The 18,766-nt window shown below is 64.7% G+C and carries 23 protein-coding genes; 5 read left to right on the forward strand and 18 right to left on the reverse strand.

Annotated elements, in window-relative coordinates:
* Positions 1–24: 24 nt before the first annotated feature.
* From AC0L21_RS21025 to AC0L21_RS21070, 10 genes are all read right to left on the reverse strand, one after another.
* Complete coding sequence (locus AC0L21_RS21025) at positions 25–741, reverse strand: MgtC/SapB family protein (RefSeq protein WP_219680356.1); 717 nt, start codon at positions 739–741, stop codon at positions 25–27.
* Positions 742–771: 30 nt separating this feature from the next.
* Positions 772–1,791, reverse strand: a complete 1,020-nt coding sequence (locus AC0L21_RS21030) for a WD40 repeat domain-containing protein (RefSeq protein ID WP_473263873.1) — start codon at positions 1,789–1,791, stop codon at positions 772–774.
* Complete coding sequence (locus AC0L21_RS21035; RefSeq protein ID WP_473263749.1) at positions 1,791–2,837, reverse strand: CobW family GTP-binding protein; 1,047 nt, start codon at positions 2,835–2,837, stop codon at positions 1,791–1,793. Before AC0L21_RS21035 ends, AC0L21_RS21030 begins: the two co-directional genes overlap by 1 nt.
* Before the next feature lie 54 nt (positions 2,838–2,891).
* Positions 2,892–3,755, reverse strand: coding sequence for a metal ABC transporter solute-binding protein, Zn/Mn family (locus AC0L21_RS21040; RefSeq protein ID WP_473263750.1), 864 nt, complete (start codon positions 3,753–3,755; stop codon positions 2,892–2,894).
* 5 nt (positions 3,756–3,760) lie between these two features.
* The gene (locus tag AC0L21_RS21045) at positions 3,761–4,630 is read right to left on the reverse strand and encodes a metal ABC transporter permease (protein WP_473263751.1); all 870 of its coding nucleotides are present in this window, start codon (positions 4,628–4,630) and stop codon (positions 3,761–3,763) included.
* A gap of 6 nt (positions 4,631–4,636) precedes the next feature.
* Entirely contained in the window at positions 4,637–5,392 is a 756-nt protein-coding gene (locus AC0L21_RS21050; protein WP_473263752.1) for a metal ABC transporter ATP-binding protein, read from the reverse strand.
* Between the two features lie 2 nt (positions 5,393–5,394).
* Positions 5,395–5,631, reverse strand: a complete 237-nt coding sequence (locus tag AC0L21_RS21055; protein WP_473263753.1) for a hypothetical protein — start codon at positions 5,629–5,631, stop codon at positions 5,395–5,397.
* A gap of 43 nt (positions 5,632–5,674) precedes the next feature.
* Positions 5,675–6,175 (reverse strand): hypothetical protein, encoded by a 501-nt coding sequence (locus AC0L21_RS21060; protein WP_027514082.1) that lies wholly within the window; start codon positions 6,173–6,175, stop codon positions 5,675–5,677.
* Positions 6,172–6,783 (reverse strand): permease, encoded by a 612-nt coding sequence (locus AC0L21_RS21065; RefSeq protein WP_473263754.1) that lies wholly within the window; start codon positions 6,781–6,783, stop codon positions 6,172–6,174. Before AC0L21_RS21065 ends, AC0L21_RS21060 begins: the two co-directional genes overlap by 4 nt.
* Positions 6,784–6,967: 184 nt before the next feature.
* The gene (locus AC0L21_RS21070) at positions 6,968–7,564 is read right to left on the reverse strand and encodes a superoxide dismutase (protein WP_007615200.1); all 597 of its coding nucleotides are present in this window, start codon (positions 7,562–7,564) and stop codon (positions 6,968–6,970) included.
* A 237-nt stretch (positions 7,565–7,801) separates the two neighbouring features.
* Here AC0L21_RS21070 and AC0L21_RS21075 point away from each other — a divergent pair, with 237 nt between their 5' ends.
* The 3 genes from AC0L21_RS21075 (at position 7,802) to AC0L21_RS21085 (ending at position 10,338) form a co-directional block, all read left to right on the forward strand.
* A complete protein-coding gene (locus tag AC0L21_RS21075) occupies positions 7,802–8,329 on the forward strand; it encodes a GNAT family N-acetyltransferase (protein ID WP_473263755.1) in 528 nt (175 codons plus the stop codon).
* 82 nt (positions 8,330–8,411) lie between these two features.
* Entirely contained in the window at positions 8,412–9,797 is a 1,386-nt protein-coding gene (locus AC0L21_RS21080) for an MATE family efflux transporter (RefSeq protein WP_473263756.1), read from the forward strand.
* Positions 9,798–9,903: 106 nt separating this feature from the next.
* Positions 9,904–10,338: a DUF2147 domain-containing protein gene (locus AC0L21_RS21085; protein ID WP_473263757.1), complete on the forward strand. Its 435-nt coding sequence runs from the start codon at positions 9,904–9,906 to the stop codon at positions 10,336–10,338.
* 4 nt (positions 10,339–10,342) lie between these two features.
* Here the strand turns inward: AC0L21_RS21085 and AC0L21_RS21090 are convergent, their stop codons facing one another.
* The gene (locus tag AC0L21_RS21090) at positions 10,343–11,482 is read right to left on the reverse strand and encodes a DUF3095 domain-containing protein (RefSeq protein ID WP_473263758.1); all 1,140 of its coding nucleotides are present in this window, start codon (positions 11,480–11,482) and stop codon (positions 10,343–10,345) included.
* Between the two features lie 224 nt (positions 11,483–11,706).
* Here AC0L21_RS21090 and AC0L21_RS21095 point away from each other — a divergent pair, with 224 nt between their 5' ends.
* Positions 11,707–12,084: a ribbon-helix-helix domain-containing protein gene (locus AC0L21_RS21095; RefSeq protein WP_473263759.1), complete on the forward strand. Its 378-nt coding sequence runs from the start codon at positions 11,707–11,709 to the stop codon at positions 12,082–12,084.
* 4 nt (positions 12,085–12,088) lie between these two features.
* Here AC0L21_RS21095 and AC0L21_RS21100 read toward each other — a convergent pair whose 3' ends face one another.
* The 5 genes from AC0L21_RS21100 to AC0L21_RS21120 all read right to left on the reverse strand — a co-directional run bounded on the left by AC0L21_RS21100 (position 12,089) and on the right by AC0L21_RS21120 (position 16,713).
* Positions 12,089–12,304 carry a hypothetical protein gene (locus AC0L21_RS21100; protein WP_473263760.1) on the reverse strand — a complete coding sequence of 72 codons (216 nt, stop codon included), beginning with the start codon at positions 12,302–12,304 and terminating at the stop codon, positions 12,089–12,091.
* A gap of 125 nt (positions 12,305–12,429) precedes the next feature.
* A complete protein-coding gene (locus tag AC0L21_RS21105; RefSeq protein WP_473263761.1) occupies positions 12,430–13,152 on the reverse strand; it encodes an SDR family NAD(P)-dependent oxidoreductase in 723 nt (240 codons plus the stop codon).
* A complete protein-coding gene (locus AC0L21_RS21110; protein WP_473263762.1) occupies positions 13,145–14,527 on the reverse strand; it encodes a class I adenylate-forming enzyme family protein in 1,383 nt (460 codons plus the stop codon). Before AC0L21_RS21110 ends, AC0L21_RS21105 begins: the two co-directional genes overlap by 8 nt.
* Positions 14,514–14,759, reverse strand: a complete 246-nt coding sequence (locus AC0L21_RS21115) for an acyl carrier protein (RefSeq protein ID WP_007597226.1) — start codon at positions 14,757–14,759, stop codon at positions 14,514–14,516. Before AC0L21_RS21115 ends, AC0L21_RS21110 begins: the two co-directional genes overlap by 14 nt.
* A gap of 139 nt (positions 14,760–14,898) precedes the next feature.
* Positions 14,899–16,713 carry a long-chain-acyl-CoA synthetase gene (locus AC0L21_RS21120; protein ID WP_473263763.1) on the reverse strand — a complete coding sequence of 605 codons (1,815 nt, stop codon included), beginning with the start codon at positions 16,711–16,713 and terminating at the stop codon, positions 14,899–14,901.
* A gap of 230 nt (positions 16,714–16,943) precedes the next feature.
* On the opposite strand from AC0L21_RS21120, the gene AC0L21_RS21125 reads away from it, so the two are divergent.
* Positions 16,944–17,924: a Bug family tripartite tricarboxylate transporter substrate binding protein gene (locus AC0L21_RS21125; protein WP_473263764.1), complete on the forward strand. Its 981-nt coding sequence runs from the start codon at positions 16,944–16,946 to the stop codon at positions 17,922–17,924.
* Positions 17,925–17,963: 39 nt separating this feature from the next.
* Here AC0L21_RS21125 and AC0L21_RS21130 read toward each other — a convergent pair whose 3' ends face one another.
* Together AC0L21_RS21130 and AC0L21_RS21135 are read right to left on the reverse strand one after the other, a co-directional pair.
* Positions 17,964–18,230 (reverse strand): DUF3551 domain-containing protein, encoded by a 267-nt coding sequence (locus AC0L21_RS21130; protein WP_473263765.1) that lies wholly within the window; start codon positions 18,228–18,230, stop codon positions 17,964–17,966.
* A gap of 33 nt (positions 18,231–18,263) precedes the next feature.
* A complete protein-coding gene (locus tag AC0L21_RS21135) occupies positions 18,264–18,545 on the reverse strand; it encodes a DUF3551 domain-containing protein (RefSeq protein WP_473263766.1) in 282 nt (93 codons plus the stop codon).
* Positions 18,546–18,766: the final 221 nt, after the last annotated feature.

Consider the following 18,766-nt stretch of genomic DNA (forward strand, 5'->3'; position numbering starts at 1 on the left):
GCGGGAACTCGACGCCTGGCGCGCTCAATCCGTGGTGCTGACTTCCCAGGTGGCGTGGCGGACGCCGGGCAGGTGCTGGAGATCGGTCGCCACCGCATTCAGCTCGTTCGGATCGACGGCGCTCGCGACCAGCTTTGCTACGATCTCGATCAAATCATCCCCGGTTTCGACCATTTCGATATCGGCCACCAGATATTTTGCGCCCTCGAGCTTCTCGACGAGCCGGTCACGCATGTCGGGCAAGGCGTCCGGTGCGACCGCGAGTTTGAAGTAATAGGTCGCCTCGGAGGTCTTCTCGTTCAGCGGAATGCGGTTGATGGCGTTGACCAATGGCCGCAACATGGTGTTGCCGGCAATCACGAACACCGTCAGCGCCGCCGCCTGGGCAATCATGTCGGCGCCCGCGCAGGAGCCGACCGCGGCCGAAGCCCATAGCGTCGCCGCGGTATTGAGCCCGCGCACGTCCATCCCCTGCTTCATGATGACGCCGGCGCCGAGAAAGCCGATGCCCGAGACGACGTAGGAGATCACCCGCACCGCGCCGTCGGCGCCGGTCAGGTGCATGGCGAGATCGACGAAAGCGGCGGCGCCGACCGCGACCAGCACGTTGGTACGCAGGCCCGCGGTGCGCTGCCGGTATTGCCGCTCGGCACCGATCAGCGTGCCCAGGACGAAAGCCGTGAACAGGCTGACCAGCGTGTCCGCAAAGTCAGCGATCTGGAAGGTTGTCAGAAACCGCATGGCCCCATCTACGGCCGGAACGATGACAGATCAAAGCTCCAGCAGCCCGCCGTCCCCATTTTCGTCGGCGAACGCCAGCAGCGTCCCCTTGGCGTTCCAGGCGAGCGCGGCCACCGGCGGCGTGCCATTGCGGCGGACAAGGATTTCCGCACCATCCTCCAACCGCACCATCAGCACGGTGCCGTCGCTATAGCCGGCGGCGAAGATGTCGTTCCTGGGGTGGCAGGCGACCACCGACACGCGCGCTTGCAGCGGCGCGAGCATCGCGGGCTCCTTGCCCATCGGCCCGTCCTTGCTGGCAAACGGCCACAGGATCACCGTGTCGGCGCCCGAGGTCGCCAGCGCCTTGCCGCCCGCGCTCCACGACATCGAGCGGACGCGGCCGGGATAGCCGGTCATGCGCATGTGCCTGTTGTCGGCAAGCCGCCAGCCGTGCAGCGCCGATTCGTGCATCGTGGTGACCAGGAATTTGTTGTCCGGGCTGAAGGTGACGCCGAGATGCGAGCCGGCCCAGGGCAGGAATTCGGCCGATCCCGCCATGTTGGGAAACCACAGCGTCGCGCCATTGTAATGGGCGATCGCGAGACGCTGGCCCTTTGGCGCAAACGCAAGGCCGCCAACGGTCGAGGGCACATCGAGCGACTTCTCCTCGCTCTTGCCACTCTTGAAGAAAGCGGTCTTGCCGGCCGACCAGGCATAGGCACCGTCTGGATGCAGCGCCACCGCATCGATCCAGCGCCGCTTCGGGTCAGTCGCAAGCAGCGTCACCTCGCCCTTGGCGTCGAGCGACACGACTTTTCCATCGTCGCCGCCCATCACGAGGCGCTTGCCGTCGGAGGCGGCCGAGAGAATGCCGCCGCTGTGCACGGCGACCTTCCTGATCTCACCCTGGCCATCCACGAACGCGACAGTCTCCTCACCGCCGACGAAGGCGGCGCGGGGCCCAAGGAAATGCACGGAGGTCACGACCATCCCGAGCGCGAGCGGCTTGACGCGCTCGGTGACGGAGACGATCGAGGCGGAATCGGGGTCCGGCGTGAACTCTTTCATCACGAGACGATGCAGCTCTCAAAACCCTGGCGAATGAGATCTTGCGGCAATTCACGCCCGATGAAGACGAGACGACTTTCGCGCGGCTCGCCCTCCTTCCACTTCCGCTGGTGGTTGCCCTCCAGCATCATGTGGACGCCTTGGAAGACGTAGCGGTCGTCGTCGTCGTGGAAGGCGAGAATGCCCTTGGAGCGCAGGATCTTGCCGCCCTCCACCTGCACCAGATTCTGGAGCCAGGGCATGAAGACGTTCGGATCGAGCGGCTTGTCGGTCTTGAGCGACAGCGACTGCATGTCCTCGTCGTGATAGTGCTTCAGGCCGTGGCCGTGATCATGATCGTGATGATGGTCGTGACCGTGGTGATGATCATGGTCGTGGTCATGATCCTCGGCATTCAGGAAGTCCGGCTCGATGTCGAGGATGCGGTCGAGGTCGAAAGCGCCGCGGTCGAGCACGTCCGCCAAAGCCACCGAGCAGCGCTCGGTGCGGTGCAGCTTCGCATAGGGGTTGATGGCGCGGATGCGGGCCTCGACCTCGGCAAGCTCACCCTTGGTGACGAGATCGGTCTTGTTCAGCACGATGACGTCGGCAAAGGCGATCTGGTTCTTGGCCTCGGGCGCGTCCTTGAGCCGGTCGGACAGCCACTTGGCGTCCGCAACCGTGACCACCGCGTCGAGGCGTGCGTTCTTCTGCACGTCCTCGTCGACGAAAAAAGTCTGGGCGACGGGGGCCGGATCGGCAAGGCCGGTGGTCTCGACGATGATGGCGTCGAACTTGCCCTTGCGCTTCATCAGGCCTTCCATGATGCGCACGAGATCGCCGCGCACGGTGCAGCAGATGCAGCCGTTGTTCATCTCGAACACTTCCTCATCGGCGCCGATGATGAGGTCGTTGTCGATGCCGATCTCGCCGAATTCGTTGACGATGACGGCGTATTTCTTGCCGTGGTTTTCCGACAGGATGCGGTTCAACAGCGTGGTTTTGCCGGCACCGAGATAGCCGGTCAGGACGGTCACGGGAATTTTTGGGGCGGTCGCTTCAGACATAACAACTCCGGACTTCGGGCTTTTCGCGCGACGCGAGGCGGGGTGGCCCCTGCCCTAGTGGTCAAGCGCGCTGGTCAGGGCCTTTATATTGTGCCTGACCATATCAATGTAAGTGGGTGCAGGCCCCTTTTCGCCGGTCAAACCGTCCGAAATCAGGGTCCCGCCGACTTTTGAGCCGGTCTCCGCCGCGATCCGCCGGATCAGCCGGTCGTCGCTGATATTTTCCAGGAACACGGCCGGGATTTTTTGGGCCTTGATCTGGCCGATGATGGTGGCGATGTCCCGCGCGCTGGGCTCGGTTTCCGTGGAAACGCCCAAGGGAGCGATGAACTGGAGGCCGTATTCAGCGGCGAAATAGCCGAAGGCATCATGGGTCGAGATCACCTTGCGCCGCTCTTGCGGGATCTTGGCCACGGCCTCGCGGACCTCGCGGTCGAGCGTTTCCAGCTTTTCCAGATAGGCCTTGGCCTGGGCGCGGAAGAACTCCGCATCGTCGGGGTCGGCCGCGGCCAGCGCATCGGCGATGTCGGTGACGTAGATTTTGGCGTTGGGGACGGACTGCCAGCCATGTGGGTCTGCGGCAGAGCCGAGCTTGAGCGGCGCGATGCCGGCGCTCGCGGTGACCACCTGCGCCTTGGATCCAGAGGACTGCACGAGGCGCGGCAGCCAGCCCTCCAGACCAAGTCCGTTCACAACGACCAGCTTTGCGTCCGCGATCCGCTTCGCATCGCTTGGCGCCGGCGTGTAGACGTGGACGTCGCTGTCGGCGCCGACCAGCGTCGTCAGATTGATCCGGTCGCCGCCGACATTGCGGACGAAATCGGCGAGGATCGAAAAGCTCGCGACGACCTTCAGCTGCTCCGCGGCGTGCAGCGGGGAGGCGATCAGCAAGAGCACACAAAGCAGGATGCGCCGCATCGCCGTCACGCTTCCAGATGCCGGCCGGGAAACAGCTGCCGGACGATACCGCCGACGCGGCCGAAAAGGACGGAGACGGTGTAAAGCGCGCTCGCGACCAGGATGATCGCAGGGCCCGACGGCACACGGGTCTGGAACGACAGCACGAGACCTGCATAGCCGGAGACGGCGGCAGCGACGACCGCGATGCAGATCATGACGGTGAGATCGCGCGACCAGAACCGCGCGATGCCGGCCGGCAGGATCATCAGGCCGACCGCGAGCAGCGTGCCGAGCGCCTGAAAGCCGTTGACGAGGTTGATCACGACCAGCGCGAGGAAAGCGAGATGCGCAGGCCCGCCAGCCCGGCTCACGGTGCGCAAGAACAAGGGATCGACGCTTTCGATCACCAAGGGGCGATAGATCACCGCGAGCACCAGCAGCGTCACCGTGGCGTTGAAGGCGACGACCAGCAGCGTCTGGTCGTCCATCGCGAGAATATTGCCGAACAGCACGTGCAGCAGGTCGATGTTGGTGCCCTTGATCGAGACGATGGTCACGCCCAGCGCCAGCGATGCCAGATAGAAGGTCGCGAGCGAGGCATCCTCCTTCAACCCGGTCGAGCGCGCGACGAGGCCTGCGAGGATCGCGACGGCAAAACCTGCGATCAGGCCTCCGGCCGTCATCGCGAACAGATTGAGACCGGAGAGCAGGAAACCGACAGCGGCGCCGGGGAGGATTGCATGTGCCATGGCGTCGCCGACGAGGCTCATCCGCCGCAACATCAGGAACACCCCGATCGGCGCACCCGCGAGCGACAGCGCGGTCACGGCCGCGAGCGCACGTCGCATGAACTCGAATTCGGTGAACGGGCCGATCAGCGCGTCATAGAGCATCGGATATCAAGCCGCCCGTGAACGGGCATCATCGGCCGAGCATGCCGCCGCGCTGTCGTCGAAGGCTTCGCACATCCGCATCGCGGCCAGCAGGTTTTCCGGCGTCAGCACGTCCGCCGTCGGCCCCCACGCCACAGGGCCGCGCGCCAGCACCAGCGTCTCGCTGAAATGGGTGCGCACCATCTCCATGTCGTGGAGTGCGGCCAGCACGGTGCGGCCCTCTTCGTGCCAGTGCTTCACCAGCGCCAGCAGATCGGCCGTGGTCTTGCTGTCGATGGCGTTGAAGGGCTCGTCCAGCACGATCAGCCGCGCGTCCTGGAGCAGCACGCGCGCGAACAGCACGCGCTGCATCTGGCCGCCCGAAAGTGTGCCGATCGGGCGGTTTTCGAAACCGTTGAGCCCAACGGAAGCGATCGCGCGGAGGATCTTTTCGCGCGCCGCCTTGCCGATGCCGCCGAACAGGCCGGTCCCGCGCCACAGCCCGGTGGCAACGAAGTCCAGCACCGAAATCGGGAAGCTGCGGTCGATCTCGGCACTCTGCGGCAGATAGGCGATATCGCGGCAGTCGAGCCCGCCGAGATGGATGCTGCCGTCGAGCGGCCTGAGGATGCCGACGATGCCCCGCAGCAGGGTCGACTTGCCGGCGCCGTTCGGGCCTATCACGGCCAGCAACGCACCCGGTGCGACCTCACCATTAAGATGGTGCACGGCCGGATGACGGTCATAGCCGAGCGTAACGTTGTGGAAATGCAGCGCCGCCATGGTCACCTCATCGCCAGGAAGACCACGCCCCAGAGCACGGCGCAGACCGCGAGCGCGGCCGCGAGGCGGGCGGCCATCGTCATGCGCAGGATCGACCAGTGCGCCGCCTGGGCCGGATGCGGAGAGGCCGCATCGTGGACATGGGCGTGGGTGTGATCGTGTCCATGCGAATGCCCGTGGCCATGGGAATGGCCATGAGCATGATCGTGATGACGGGCTTGGGACGCGGCGGGAACCATGCCGGGACGTTATATTATAACATTACCCCTGTCCACGCCGGGCTCAGGGCTTGCCGATCACCATGGCGATGGCGGCGGCGACGAACGGGAATGGCAGCGAAACCGCACAGCGGAACCAGACGAAACGGGCCGGCATGAACGGAATTTCCCACAAAATCACCCGTTGGAAGGCAAACAGCGCCCAGGCAACGACATAGGCAACCACCTGCGGCACCCCACCGCCTGATTTCAGCGCCACCGTACCGATGGAGAAGCCGATCACCGGGCCGCCGGGGGTCGCGGCCCCGGCGACCACGGCGGTCGCGACCCCGAGCCAGCCGCTGTCCGGGCCGAGCCAGCCGCTGATCACCTCCTGCGGGATGATGGCGGCGATGTAGCCGGAGCCGATCACCCCCAGCGCAATCCGCGGCACGATGTTGATGAAGTCCATCGAGCCTTCGCGCAGCGAGGCCTTGAACACCGGTGGGCCGCGGCGAAAGGCGATCAGGCCGACGCCGAACACCGAGCCCCACAACAGGATGTCGATCAGAAGCGCGGCGCTCAATTCTCGTCGTCCTTGATGGCCGGCTTCGGATAAAGCCGGACGTAGACGAAGCGGCCGAGCGCGCCTGCGAGCACCGGCAACGGCAGCGAGATGACGATGCGCCACAGCGTGAAGTCGGTACCCATGATCGGGATTTCCCAGGCCACTGCCCGGCCATAGCCGATCAGGGTCCAGCTCACGACCATGGCGATGGTGGCACCGAAATCGGCGCCGACCGCGAGCAGCGCACTCGCCACGGGATAGGCGGTGAAGGGACCGCCAGGCAGGATCGCGCCGAAGGCGGTGCCGATCAGAAGGCCTTTCAGGCCCGATTTCGGCCCGAGCGCGCGCGAGACTTTTTCGTGCGGCAGGATCTCGGAGATGAACGCGCCGAGCAGGCAGCCGGCCAGCACGCGCGGCAGGATGCCGCCGAACAGCGAGAGATCGTGGGTCAGTATGTCGAGAACACCGTCGGTGCCGTCACGCCGCCAGACCAGACCCGCGCTCACCGCCACCAGCGCCGCGATGATGATGGTCGACCAGCCGATCGGCTTGCGCACGCGACCCGGCCGTGGCTCGGCGTCCGCGTCCTCGGCGGGCGCCGGGTCTTTCGGGGAGGGTTCTGACAACGGGCGCGTTCGGCTCGAGGGTGATGCCCGTCCTGATTAAGGGCGCCGCAGATGCGATGCAAACAGTACGATGACGGGAGCGATGCGCACATCGCGCAGGGCCATGCGGGCGAATTGCGAATTCCGCACAGCAAAAAGGCGGCCGCACGAGCGACCGCCTTTCGCTATTCCGATGAGGCTTAACTCAGGCCTTGTCGAACAGGGACTCGACGTATTCCCAGTTCACGAGGTTCTCGACGAACGCCTTGAGATAATCTGGACGACGGTTGCGGTAGTCGATGTAGTAGGAGTGCTCCCAGACGTCGCAGCCGAGGATCGGGGTGGCACCGTGCACCAGCGGATTCTCGCCGTTCGGGGTCTTGGCGATCTCGAGCTTGCCGTTCTTGACCTGGAGCCAGCACCAGCCGGAGCCGAACTGGCCGACACCGGCCGCCTGGAAGTCCGTCTTGAACTTCTCGAAGCCGCCGAGGTCCTCGTTGATCTTCTTCTCGATCTTGCCCGGCAGCTTGGTGCCGCCGCCATTGGGCTTCATCCAGCTCCAGAAATGGATGTGGTTGTAGTGCTGGCCGGCATTGTTGAACACGGCGGGGTTCTTGCCGAACGAGCCCTTGACGATCTCCTCAAGGGACTTGCCTTCCCATTCGGTGCCCTTGAGCGCGTTGTTGCCGTTGGTGACATAGGCCTGATGATGCTTGTCGTGGTGGAATTCGAGCGTTTCCTTCGACATGAATTGCCCGAGGGCGTCATAGGCGTAGGGGAGTGGGGGCAGCGTAAAGGTCATGGGTGTTGTCCGCGACTGATGGGGGAACGAGACTTAACGGTCACCCCTTATAGAAGGTTCCGTAGCCGTTAAATACCGCGAATTTTCCAAAAGGCATGGTGCGGCGGCTTGGCCGGATTGCATAAAATCGTCGCAAGGATGTCGGCGTTTCAACCGGGCCGTAAAATCTCATTGCCTTTGAGGTGCTTATGGCCGAACGAAACGCACCCATTGCGCGGAGCTGCGAAAGAGAGAGCGATGAGCATCGAGATCGACATTTTGAACGGCGACGCCTCTTGGCGGATGGCGCAGCCGCTGCATCAGGCGGTCTTCGGACCTGATGTCGTCGGGAAGCAGCCCTGGGCTCACGTCAAATGGGCCAATGCCGACCTGCGCGTGCTGATCGAGACGCCCGAGGATGGTCTCGTGTGCCACGTCGGCGTCTACTTCCGCACCGTCACCTGGAACGGGCAGAAGGTTCACATCGGCGGCATCGGCGGCGTCTGCACGCGGGAGGACCGGCGCGGCCGCGGCTATGCGACCATGGCGATCGACGCCGCGGTGCATACCATGCGTGCCAACGAGGCGGTCCGCTTCGCGCTGCTGTTCTGCGAACCGCATAATGTGGCGTTCTACCAGGCCCGCAGCTGGCTCCCCTTCAAGGGCGAGGTCTATTGCGAGCAGCCGGAGGGGCGGATCCGCTTCACCCACATGGCGCCCTATGTCTGCAACATCGTCAGCGCGCCGACGCTGGGCACGATCGACCTCTGCGGCCTGCCCTGGTGAGCCCTGCGTGAAGGGAGGCTGGTGCCGGCGTTGCACGCCATATAATATGTCGAGCATCATCCAATATTCCGCGCGGTGACCCATGACGATCGACGCCTCCCTGGACGCCGTGCCGCCGCCTGCCCCGGTCGCCTCCCCGATCGCCAGCTTGCTGACGGCACCGATCCTGCCGACGCTGCTGCGGCTCGCGATCCCCAACATGATCGCGATGGTCGGCAGCACGCTGGTTGCGATCGCGGAGACCTCCTATATCGGCCGGCTCGGCACCATCCCGCTCGCGGCGATCGCGCTGGTGTTTCCGTTCGCCATGCTGACGCAGATGATGAGCGCGGGCGCGATGGGCGGCGGCGTCTCGTCCGCGATCAGCCGCGCGCTCGGCGCAGGCGACCGGAGCCGTGCGGCGACGCTGGCGTTGCATGCGGCCATCATCGGCCTCTGCGGCGGGCTTTTCTTCACGGTGACGATGCTCGTCTTCGGCCGCTCGTTCTTCACGCTGCTGGGCGGGCGCGAGCGCGTGCTCGAGGAAGCCAGCGGCTATTCGCAAATGCTGTTCTCCGGCGCGGTCGCGATCTGGCTCGTCAACACGCTGGCATCGGTTATCCGCGGCACCGGCGACATGCGTCTGCCCTCGATGGCGCTGATCGGGACGAGCGCGCTCCAGATCGCGCTCGGCGGCACGCTGGGGCTCGGCCTGTTCGGCGCGCCGCAATTCGGCATGCCCGGTGTCGCCGCCGGTCAGTTGATCGCATTCACCTGCGCTGCGATCTTTTTCCTCTGGTATCTCTGGTCCGGCCGCAGCCGGCTGCCGCTGGATTTCCGCGCCTTCCATTTCGATCGCGCGTTGTTCTTCGACATCCTCAAGGTCGGCGCGGTCGCCTGCCTGTCGCCGCTCCAGACGGTACTCACCATTTTGATCTTCACCAAGATCCTGGCGACCTTCGGCACCGAAATGCTGGCCGGTTACGGCATCGGCTCGCGACTCGAATTCTTGCTGATCCCGATCACCTTCGCCTTCGGCATCGCGTCGGTGCCGATGGTCGGCATGGCGATGGGCGCCGGACAGGTGAAGCGCGCGCGGCGCGTGGCTTGGACCGCGGCCGCGGCCTCGGGAATCACGGTCGGCCTGATCGGCGTCGTCATCGCGCTCGATCCGTCACTGTGGGTTTCGCTCTTCACCAGGGATCCCGGCGTTGCCGCCGCCGCCCACAGCTATTTCCATTGGGCGGGCCCGACCTTCGTGTTCTTCGGCATGGGCGTGTCGCTGTATTTCTCCTCGCAAGGCGCTACGCGCGTCGGCGGTCCGGTGCTCGCCTCCACCGCGCGGCTTCTGATCGTCGCGATCGGTGGCGGCGGCCTCATGATCGCGCAGGCTCCGGCCTGGACCCTGTTTGCGCTGGTTGGCGGCGCCATGGCGGTATTCGGGCTTTCGACCGCAGGCTCGGTCGCCTTGGTGCGCTGGGGCAAATGAGCGCAGGTCATTGCACGCAGGCAGATAAACGCAGGAATGTGATTCCATCCAGCGTTGCACTATCCTGCTGGGCTGCTATGGAGGCGCTCCACTTCGGGGCTTCTCCATGACTTCCAGATTCGCTGCACTCATCGTCCTTCTGGCTGCGCTCGTTGGCGCGACTGCCGCCCGTGCGCAGAGCGCCGACGGGACCTGGCTGACCCAGGCCGGCGATGCCCGCGTCAAGATCAGCAAATGCGGCGGCGGCATCTGCGGCAATGTCGTCTGGCTGCGTGAACCCCACGACACCGCGACCGGCCAGCCCGCCACCGACAGCAAGAATCCCAATCCCGCCCTCGCCAGGCGCCCGATGATCGGCTTGCCATTGTTCAGCGGCATGCAGCCTTCAGGGCCGAACAAATGGTCGGGCCAGATCTACAATGCCGACGACGGCAGCACCTATGCGAGCAGCGTTACCGTGATATCAGCGGACTCGCTGCGGGTCGAAGGCTGCGTCGGCGCGCTCTGCGGCGGCGAAACGTGGACCCGGGCGGGACGCTAGCGCTTCACGCCATCATCGCCTTCAGCGCCGTCGCCGCCGAGGCATAGCCGCCCCGCGCGCCATCGATAAAATGGACGTGATCGCTGCGCAACGCCGACGGGGTGAAGCAGGTCATCATCGCAGCGTCCTGCTGGTAGAGGCCGTAACGCACGATGCCGTCGCGCGCGGCAGTCGCGAGGCGATCGCTCAGCGCCCGTTCGAGCTCCGGCGTACAGTCGAGGATCATGCGCAGGCCGTCGTCATATTTTCGGAAATCGGAGTTCTCCACGACCTGCCGTGTATAGAGCTTCGGCACGAAGCCGCCGACCTTGAGATCGAAGCGCATGATCAGATAGACGAAAAGCGTGTAGGCCAGCGCGCGGGCGCGGCGTGCGAGCAGCGGACCTCCGCGCATGGTGCGCGCCTCATATTCCAACCCCTGCGGCGGCCATGTCAGCGGCGGCCCTTGTGGCGGCACGGGCCGACCGGCGTCCGGGCTGCGCTCGACGAGACGGATGACGTCCTCGATCACCTTGCGGAAGACCCGCGGGTCGGCCCCCTGGGCCGGCATCACCAGCACGGACAGGATCAGGCCGCGCGCAGCCGGAATCACCTCGAAGCGGCAGGACAGGCCGGAGAGATCGGGCTGCGTGCCCGCGGGCGCTTCGGTGATCGCAAACTCGCCGCGCTTCATCGCTGCGTCCGCCCAGGCGAGCCCGCCGCCAGAAAACATCGCATAGGACAAATTGGCCGACGGACCGAAGCGCGCGACGCGCACGTCGAGGCCCTGCGCGCGGATGGCGCCCACCGGCACCAGCGCGACGCGCATCCGCAAATCGAGATCTTCCCGGACCCAGGTCGCGGTCGCAGCCAAAGCCTTGCGAGCCAGTTCGAGATCATTAGGTGCGACCGCAAAACTCGCGCCGTCGCCGCCGAACACGAAGGGAAATTCGCGTCCCTCCAATGCGTTCGTCACGGCCGCGATCACTGCGGCACCGGCCATGTTCACCGCCTTGTAGCGCTGCGCCGCGATGGCCTTGGTCGAATCCACGATGTCGGCAACGCCGACGCTCCAGTCGTCGGGTAGCGGCGAATACAAAGCGGGGTCCATCAGGCTGGTGAAGCCGCGAAAGACCGGAATGCCGCTATAAAAGGCTGATGTCATCGGATGATGCCGGATGGTTGGGACGCGCGTCCAAAAGACATACGTAGCAGGATCGATCCGGGTTCGCCCGGGGGCGCGCCCTCGCAACCATTGGCCGAAATGGACCCGGACAACAAGATGAGGACCGCTGCAATGCCACAGAAGGTCATTGATCGGCATCAAACAGCGGGCCGCAAATGGCGTCTAGTCTCGATGATCTGACATGATTGCGCGGGAACATCGACGTGTCCGACTTCGACGGGAAGGACTCCATCGCTCCGGTAAGCCGGCGCACTGGGCGTGATCCGATCAGCGCGGTGAAGATGCCGGAAAGCCTGACCGCCGCCGTCGATAGTTGGGCCGAAACCCATCACCTGTCGCGCTCAGATGCCATCCGTCAGCTGGTCGAGCTGGGCCTGAAGGTCGCGCCCCCGGCACTACCGCCAGGGCACCCGCTCGCTTCGGATGCCACCAGGATCGAAGAGCTTGCGGTGCATGAACTCGAGGGACTGCTCGATCCTGCCCTATCTGAAGACGAACGCGAGCGCAGGATCCGCCGCCTGACCGACGGCCCGCCGGAGTTCTCACACGAACGGATTGACCTGCCGAAGCACCGGACCTGAATGTCTAGTGCAGCTTCTCGCCCTCGCGCTTACGCGGCGCCGATGAGGGGACGTCGTGGCAGCCGACCAGACGCACGAATTTCTGCGGATACATTTCGTAACCGTGGTCACCGGAATTTTGATGAGACATCGGCTCGCAGTGAACGGCCTGGCTGTGAACGTCGCTTTGCTGTGCGCAAGATGGCTTTGCCGACGCCTTGATCTGGCTCGAAGCGGTCATGGACTGCTCCCTAACGATTAGGGCAGATCGATTGACGTAACCCAATCGATTGCGCGGGATCTTACGACCAAATCCGGATGATGTCATTGCGCCGGATCAATGCAATTGTGGCGGTGAAGTTCCGCCTAGGCCGTGTTGCCCGCGTCGACCGTGAACACGGTACCCGTCACATTGCGACCGCCCTCGCCCAACAGATATTCCACCATCCGCGCGACGTCGTCGGTCTCCGGCAGGCGGCGTAGCGCGCTGCGGCCGGCGATGCGCTTGCGGCTGTCGTCGGACAGGTTGTGCGTCAGCTCGGTGTCGATGAAACCCGGCGCGATCGCGTTCACGGTGATGCCGAGCTTGCCGACCTCGCGCGCGAGCGAACGGGTGAAGCCGGTGGCGGCGGCCTTGGTCGCACCGTAAACCGAGAGGCCGTTATAGCCGGTCGTCGCAATGATCGAGGAGATGTTGATGATGCGGCCGGCGCCGTCGGCCATCATCTGGCGCGCGACATATTTGGTGAGAATGATTGGCGACAGCACGTTGAGCTGCACCAGCGCCTCGATCTCGGAATTGTGCATGGTCGCGAGCAGGCCTTCGGTGCCGAGGCCGGCATTGTTGACGAGGCCGTAGATCGGGCCGAATTCATCGCGCACGAGTTTTGCGAAAGCGGGAATCGCATCGATCACGGCGAGGTCGCAGGCGCGGAAATGGAGACGCCCTTCCGACCCGGCAATCGCCCTCTTGAGCTCGTCGCTCTCGCGCCGCGCCGCCGCGATCACGTTGTAGCCGCCATCGACAAGCCGCTGGCCGATCGCAAGGCCGATGCCGCGGCTACCACCCGTGACGAGAACATTATGCATCGATGCGCGCCAGTTTGCCGGCCGGGGTGACGTCGAGCGCTTCGACGAAGCGGATCACCGCCGGCACCTTGTGGGACGCGAGCTGCGCGCGGCACTGATCCAGGATCTGGTCGCGGATCTCTTTCGCGCGCGCCGGATCGGTGCCATCGGCCAGGATCACGTCGGCGACGACGATGCCGCCGGTGATCGGGCTCTTGCGTGACTTCGCCCGCGACATCCGCACGTCGGGATGACGGTTGATCACCGCCTCGATCTCTTCGGGGTGAACCTTCAGCCCACCGATATTGATGATGCCGCCGCGGCGGCCGACGAAATAGTAGCGGTCGCCGCGCAATTCGACGATATCGCCGCTATCGACATACCCGTCCGCATCGGTGAGCGCGGCCGCGTCGCGGCCGATATAGGCGTGCGCTGTGCGGGTCGAACGGATACGGAGCGAGCCGTCGACGACCTTCATCTCGACGCCGTTGCGGTTGCCGAGATAGTCGGCCGGAAAGCCCTCCAGCCCGTCATTGACGGCAAAGCCGACGCCGGCCTCGGTCGATGCATAGGCATGGCCGACGGAGGAATTCGGGAACGCCGCCTTCAAGCCGTCCAGCACCGCCTGGTCGGCGATCTCGCCGGAGAGGCGGACGTAGCGCGGCGCGAATCGCGCGGCCGAGCCACTCATCAACAGCTTGCGCCAGTGCGAGGGCGTGCCGGAGATATGGGAGACGCCGCGCGCGTTCAGCCGCGTGACGTGATCGCCGAGCGCCTCATGCGGATCGGACAGCACCATCGATCCGCCGGAGAGGACGGCGCGGAGGAATATCTGCAGGCCGCCATAGCGGCGGATGTCGTAGAACGTCGCCCACACTGGCGCGGGCCCCTTCGCGGGGCCCTCGGCAACGATCGCCCCGGTAAGTGCCTCCAACGTATGGCCGGCGATTTTCGGCACGCCCGACGTGCCCGAAGTGAGCATCAGCCATTCCGTGGCGCGTTCGGTCCTGGCCGGCGCGGTGGCTTGAAGCGGCAGCTGTGCGGTGACGACCAGCGGCACGCCGGTCTCGGCCCAGCGATCGGGCTCGTCGGTGACGACGGCATCAATCCCGGCATCCGCCATCAGCGCATCGAGATGCGCGGGGTTGAGATCGGGCGGGCACAGCAGCATGCGGCGCGCGATACCGTCGAGCTCGATCATGGCAAGACCCGACCGGAGCTGGTCGGACAATTTCAGCAGCACCGCGCGACCGGACAGCTCGCCCAAGCGTCCACCCAGGACCGTCTGCGACAGGATATCCGTCAGCGACACGACATCGCGCGCATCCGACAGCGTGCGGCCGGTCAGCTCCGCGCCGAGATGGTCGCGAAGCGCAAAGATCTCACGCGGGGACATTTTCGTAGGCTCGCACGAAATCGCCCACGGTGGCGGGGAACGCTGCGTCCTCGGAGATGGTAAAGGGGTCGACGCCGGTCTCGTCCTCGAGGCGCGCCACCAGGATGGCGAAGGCGAGCGAGTCGAAGCCCGTCTCGTGCAGGGACAGATCGTCCGAGAGTGCGGGAAGCGCGACGTGCTGTTCCTTGGCGATCTGCTGGATCGCTTCAATGACCTTAGACCGTACGGACATGGCTGGCTCGCTTCTGTTGTCGTTCGTGTTCCGGCGGCTCTTGATGACCGCCTCCCTTGGCCGCTTGTTTACCCGACAGAAGTAAATGGCTTCTTGGACAATTCGGATAAAATTGGACTTATCTCCGAATTTTCGGGAGCTAGAGCCGGATCGTACCCTCGTTGATTTGCGCATACGTCTCCGCGTCCAGCGCGACATAGGCGCCGGTGTTCGGGTCCAACATGAACAGCGGGTCGGAGACCGCGCCCGGATCAAACCCCTCGCGCGCGAGCTCGCCCTTTTTTTGCTTGAACGTCTCGGTCGCGTCGAGCTCACGCGAGATGCGTATGAAGACGGGATGAGCATAGGCCGGCAGGCGCTGTGCGAGATGGGCGGGCAGCGCCTCGACGGCGAAGCCCTCGTTTACCACGATCGCGCTCATGCCGGCGCGGCCGTCGGTGCCGGGGATGCTGACGCCGTAGGTGGTGGCGTCGACCACGCCGCTGAAGTCGCGCACGGCGTCATTGACCTCCGAAGTCGCGACGTTCTCGCCCTTCCAGCGAAAGGTGTCGCCGATGCGGTCGACGAAGTGGAAGAAGCCCTTCTCGTCGAGCCGCATCAGGTCGCCGGTGCGGAACCAGGAATCGCCCTTAGCAAAGACATCGCGCAGGATCTTCTTCTCGGTCTCGCTCGCCTCGGTGTAGCCCTCGAAGCGACCGCCGCCCTCATTCGCCGTGCCGATGCGGCCTATGGCTTCGCCGGCTTCGCCGCGCGCGCAGGGAATACAAAACCCCTCCGCATTGCGCAGCGGCGCGCCGTTATCAGGGTCGAGCTTGACGAGACCTGCAGGGAAGCGATGCGCGAGCAGCGGCGGAACGCGGCCGATCGCGCCGGGCTGGCCCTCGACGTTGAACAGCGAGAAATTGCCTTCGGTCGCCGCGTAGAATTCGAGGATGCGCGGAATGGCGAAACGCGCCTGAAAATCGTCCCAGATGTCACCGCGCAGGCCGTTCCCGCAGACGAGTCGGAGGCGATGCCGGTTCTCGTATTCCGACGGCGGCGCCTTGAGCAGGTAACGGCAGAGCTCGCCGATATATTGAAACAACGTGCAGTCGTGGCGCACGACGTCGGGCCAGAAATTTGATGCTGAGAATTTTTCCGCGATCACCACCGAACCGCCGGCGGCGAGCATGCTGCATGGCGCGACGATGCCGCCGACCGAGTGGAACAGCGGCAGGCAATCGTAGAGCCGATCCTGCGGCGTCGCACCGGTGAGGCCGGCGAACCAAAAGCCCCAGTTGAGGATGCGGCGGTGGCTGATGCTTGCGGCTTTCGGCAGGCCGGTCGTGCCGGAGGTGTAGATCAGCAGGGCGCGGTCGCCGATGGTGACGTCGCCTCGCTCGTCCGGCGAAAGCGGCCCGTCATCGAGGGCGGCAAGCGCGACATCGATCGCACGCTCGCAGCGAGCATCGCCATGGGTCCAGACCTTTGCTTCCGTCTTCAGCTGCGGCGACGCGTCGTCCAGCGCATCCTTGCGTTCGTGCACGACAATGATGTGAGCGGGCCTTGCGACTCGGATGCAATGCGCGAGCGACTGGCCGACGAGCTTGGTGTTGATCAACGCCACCACGCCGCCGACGCGGCTGATGCCGAGCCAGGCCGCGACATAGTCGATGCCGTTCGGCATGATCAGCGCGACAGTGTCGCCCTTGGCTACACCGGCCGAGCGCGCCCACCGCGCATAACGATTGATGCGTTTCGAAAGCCCCTCATAGTCGAGGCTCGTGTCATCGGTGGCCAGCGCAATGCGATCGGGTTGGCGCTGCGCCCAATCGTCGACGACGTCGGCGAACAGCCGGCCCGGCAGCGTCTCGATCCGTGCAGTGAGCTCGATCGCCTTCAGCCAGATTTTCGAAGCCGAAGGTGCGCGCCCGGCTTTTGGTGGTTCGATCACGCCGGTTGTCATGCCGTTCATTCTTTCGGAACGTGTCTGCTGTTCCCGGCAGCTTAGCTCGCACGCCCTGCCCAGATGTTAAGAGACAGGGTAAAACCGGGTTAGTGCGCGATTAACTCTAGTCATCCTTTACCAAACCGGTGGGATCGGCGTGCGCGACATCGCAATTCTTGCAATAGCAAAGCCACCTGTCGGGGCGCGTTGCGCGTGTCCCCTCGCCCTGCTTGCGGCGAGGTGAACTGGAGAGTGTGATGATCACCAAGCGACATTTCCTTCAGGCTGCGGCCTCTGCCGCAACCGTGCTCGGCACGCCACGTGCCTTCGCGATCGGGAATCCCTCCTATCCCTCGCACAGCGTGAAATGGGTGGTGCCCTATGCGCCGGGCGGGGCCACCGACGTGCTGTCGCGGCTGCTCTGCCAGCGCCTCTCCGACCGGCTCGGCCAGACCTTCGTCGTCGAAAACAAGCCTGGCGCCGGCAGCAATATCGGGACGCAGGCGGTGATCGCGTCCGCCCCCGATGGTCACACCCTGCTGCTGACCTCGACCGCGAACGCCATCAACGCCTCGTTCGACCCGGCGCTGCCGTATGATTTCGCCCGGGGCATCGCGCCGGTCGCCGGCGTCGCACGAATTCCGCTGGTGCTGGTCGTCAACAACGACCTGCCGGTGACCAGCGTCGCCGACTTCATCGCCTACGCCAAGACCAATCCCGGCAAGATGTCGATCGCCTCATCCGGCATCGGCACCTCGCTGCATCTCTCCGGAGAGCTGTTCAAGTCGCTGGCCGGTGTGCAGTTCATCCACGTGCCCTATCGCGGCTCGGCTCCCGGATTGACCGACGTGATGAGCGGCCAGATCCAGGGCATGTTCGACAACGTTACTTCATCCTTCGAGCTCGTGCACGCCGGCAAGCTGCGCGCGCTCGGCCTCACCACGCGCGAGCGCTCGCAGATTCTGCCGGACGTGCCATCGATCGCGGACACGCTCACCGGCTACGAAACGAGTTCGTTCTACGGTGTCGGCGCTCCGCACGACACGCCGCGCGAGATCGTTGATCTCCTCAACCGCGAGATCGACGCCGCGCTGTCCGATGCGGAGATCAAGTCCCGCATCGCCGGGCTCGGCGCGATCCCGCTGCACGGCAATGCCGGTGAATTCGGCGGCATGCTGACGGCGGAAACAGACCGCTGGCGTAAGGTGGTGGAGCTGTCGGGCATCCGGAAGGAGTAGCGTCTGCACGCGAAGCGGAAGCGCTGGATCCGCGCAGCGCTAGCCTCGCTGATGGCGCAAGCGCTGCGGCGATGCGTTGAACGGATAATACGGATTGAGATCGCAGCTAGCGGAGCGGCCCGAAGCGGTAGCTTGGCACTGCGGCACTGAGGTGAAAGAGCAATCGTACCACTCCCCGCCGCCACCGTTCGCACCGGAATAGACGTGCATGCAGACGGGATAGCGCGGATCGAAGGTCTGCGCATGCGACGGCGCGGCCGTGAGCAGGGCACCGACGGTCATGATCAGGCTGAATAAGCGACGCATAAGAATTCCCCCTGAAAGCCGCATTGCAGAACGCTAGTGCACCTTCTTGTGGCGCCGGCGGGGCCCCGGCGGGGGTTGGTCGAACGCATAGTAGGGATTGACGTCACAGCTTGCCGAGCGACCCGAAGCCGTGGCACGGCACTGCGGCAGTGAGGTAAAGGAGCAATCGAAATAATCGCCGCCGCCACCGCCGAAGCCGCCGGGCATATAGACGTGCATGCACACCGGGTAACGCGGATCATAGGTCTGGGCGCTGGCATCTGCCGCCGCGAACAGCGTAACAATTGCGGTGAGGGTCAGGATCGGCAGGCGCATCGGACATTCCTCGAATCGGTGGCAACGGCACGCGTTATGTCATTTCGATATGGCACAACTGCGCGGCAGAAGCGATTGTTCCTATTTCATACCTCTCCGGCTTGTGACACGCGACGAAATGGGTGAGACATCGCGCCGCAAAGATGCGGAAGTGGAAAGCACCCAGTTTTCCGGCCTGCGCGGAACGCATAACTCGGTGCAGCTCTCCTTCGACAAAGGTC

It is taken from the genome of Bradyrhizobium sp. WSM4873, assembly GCF_055811355.1.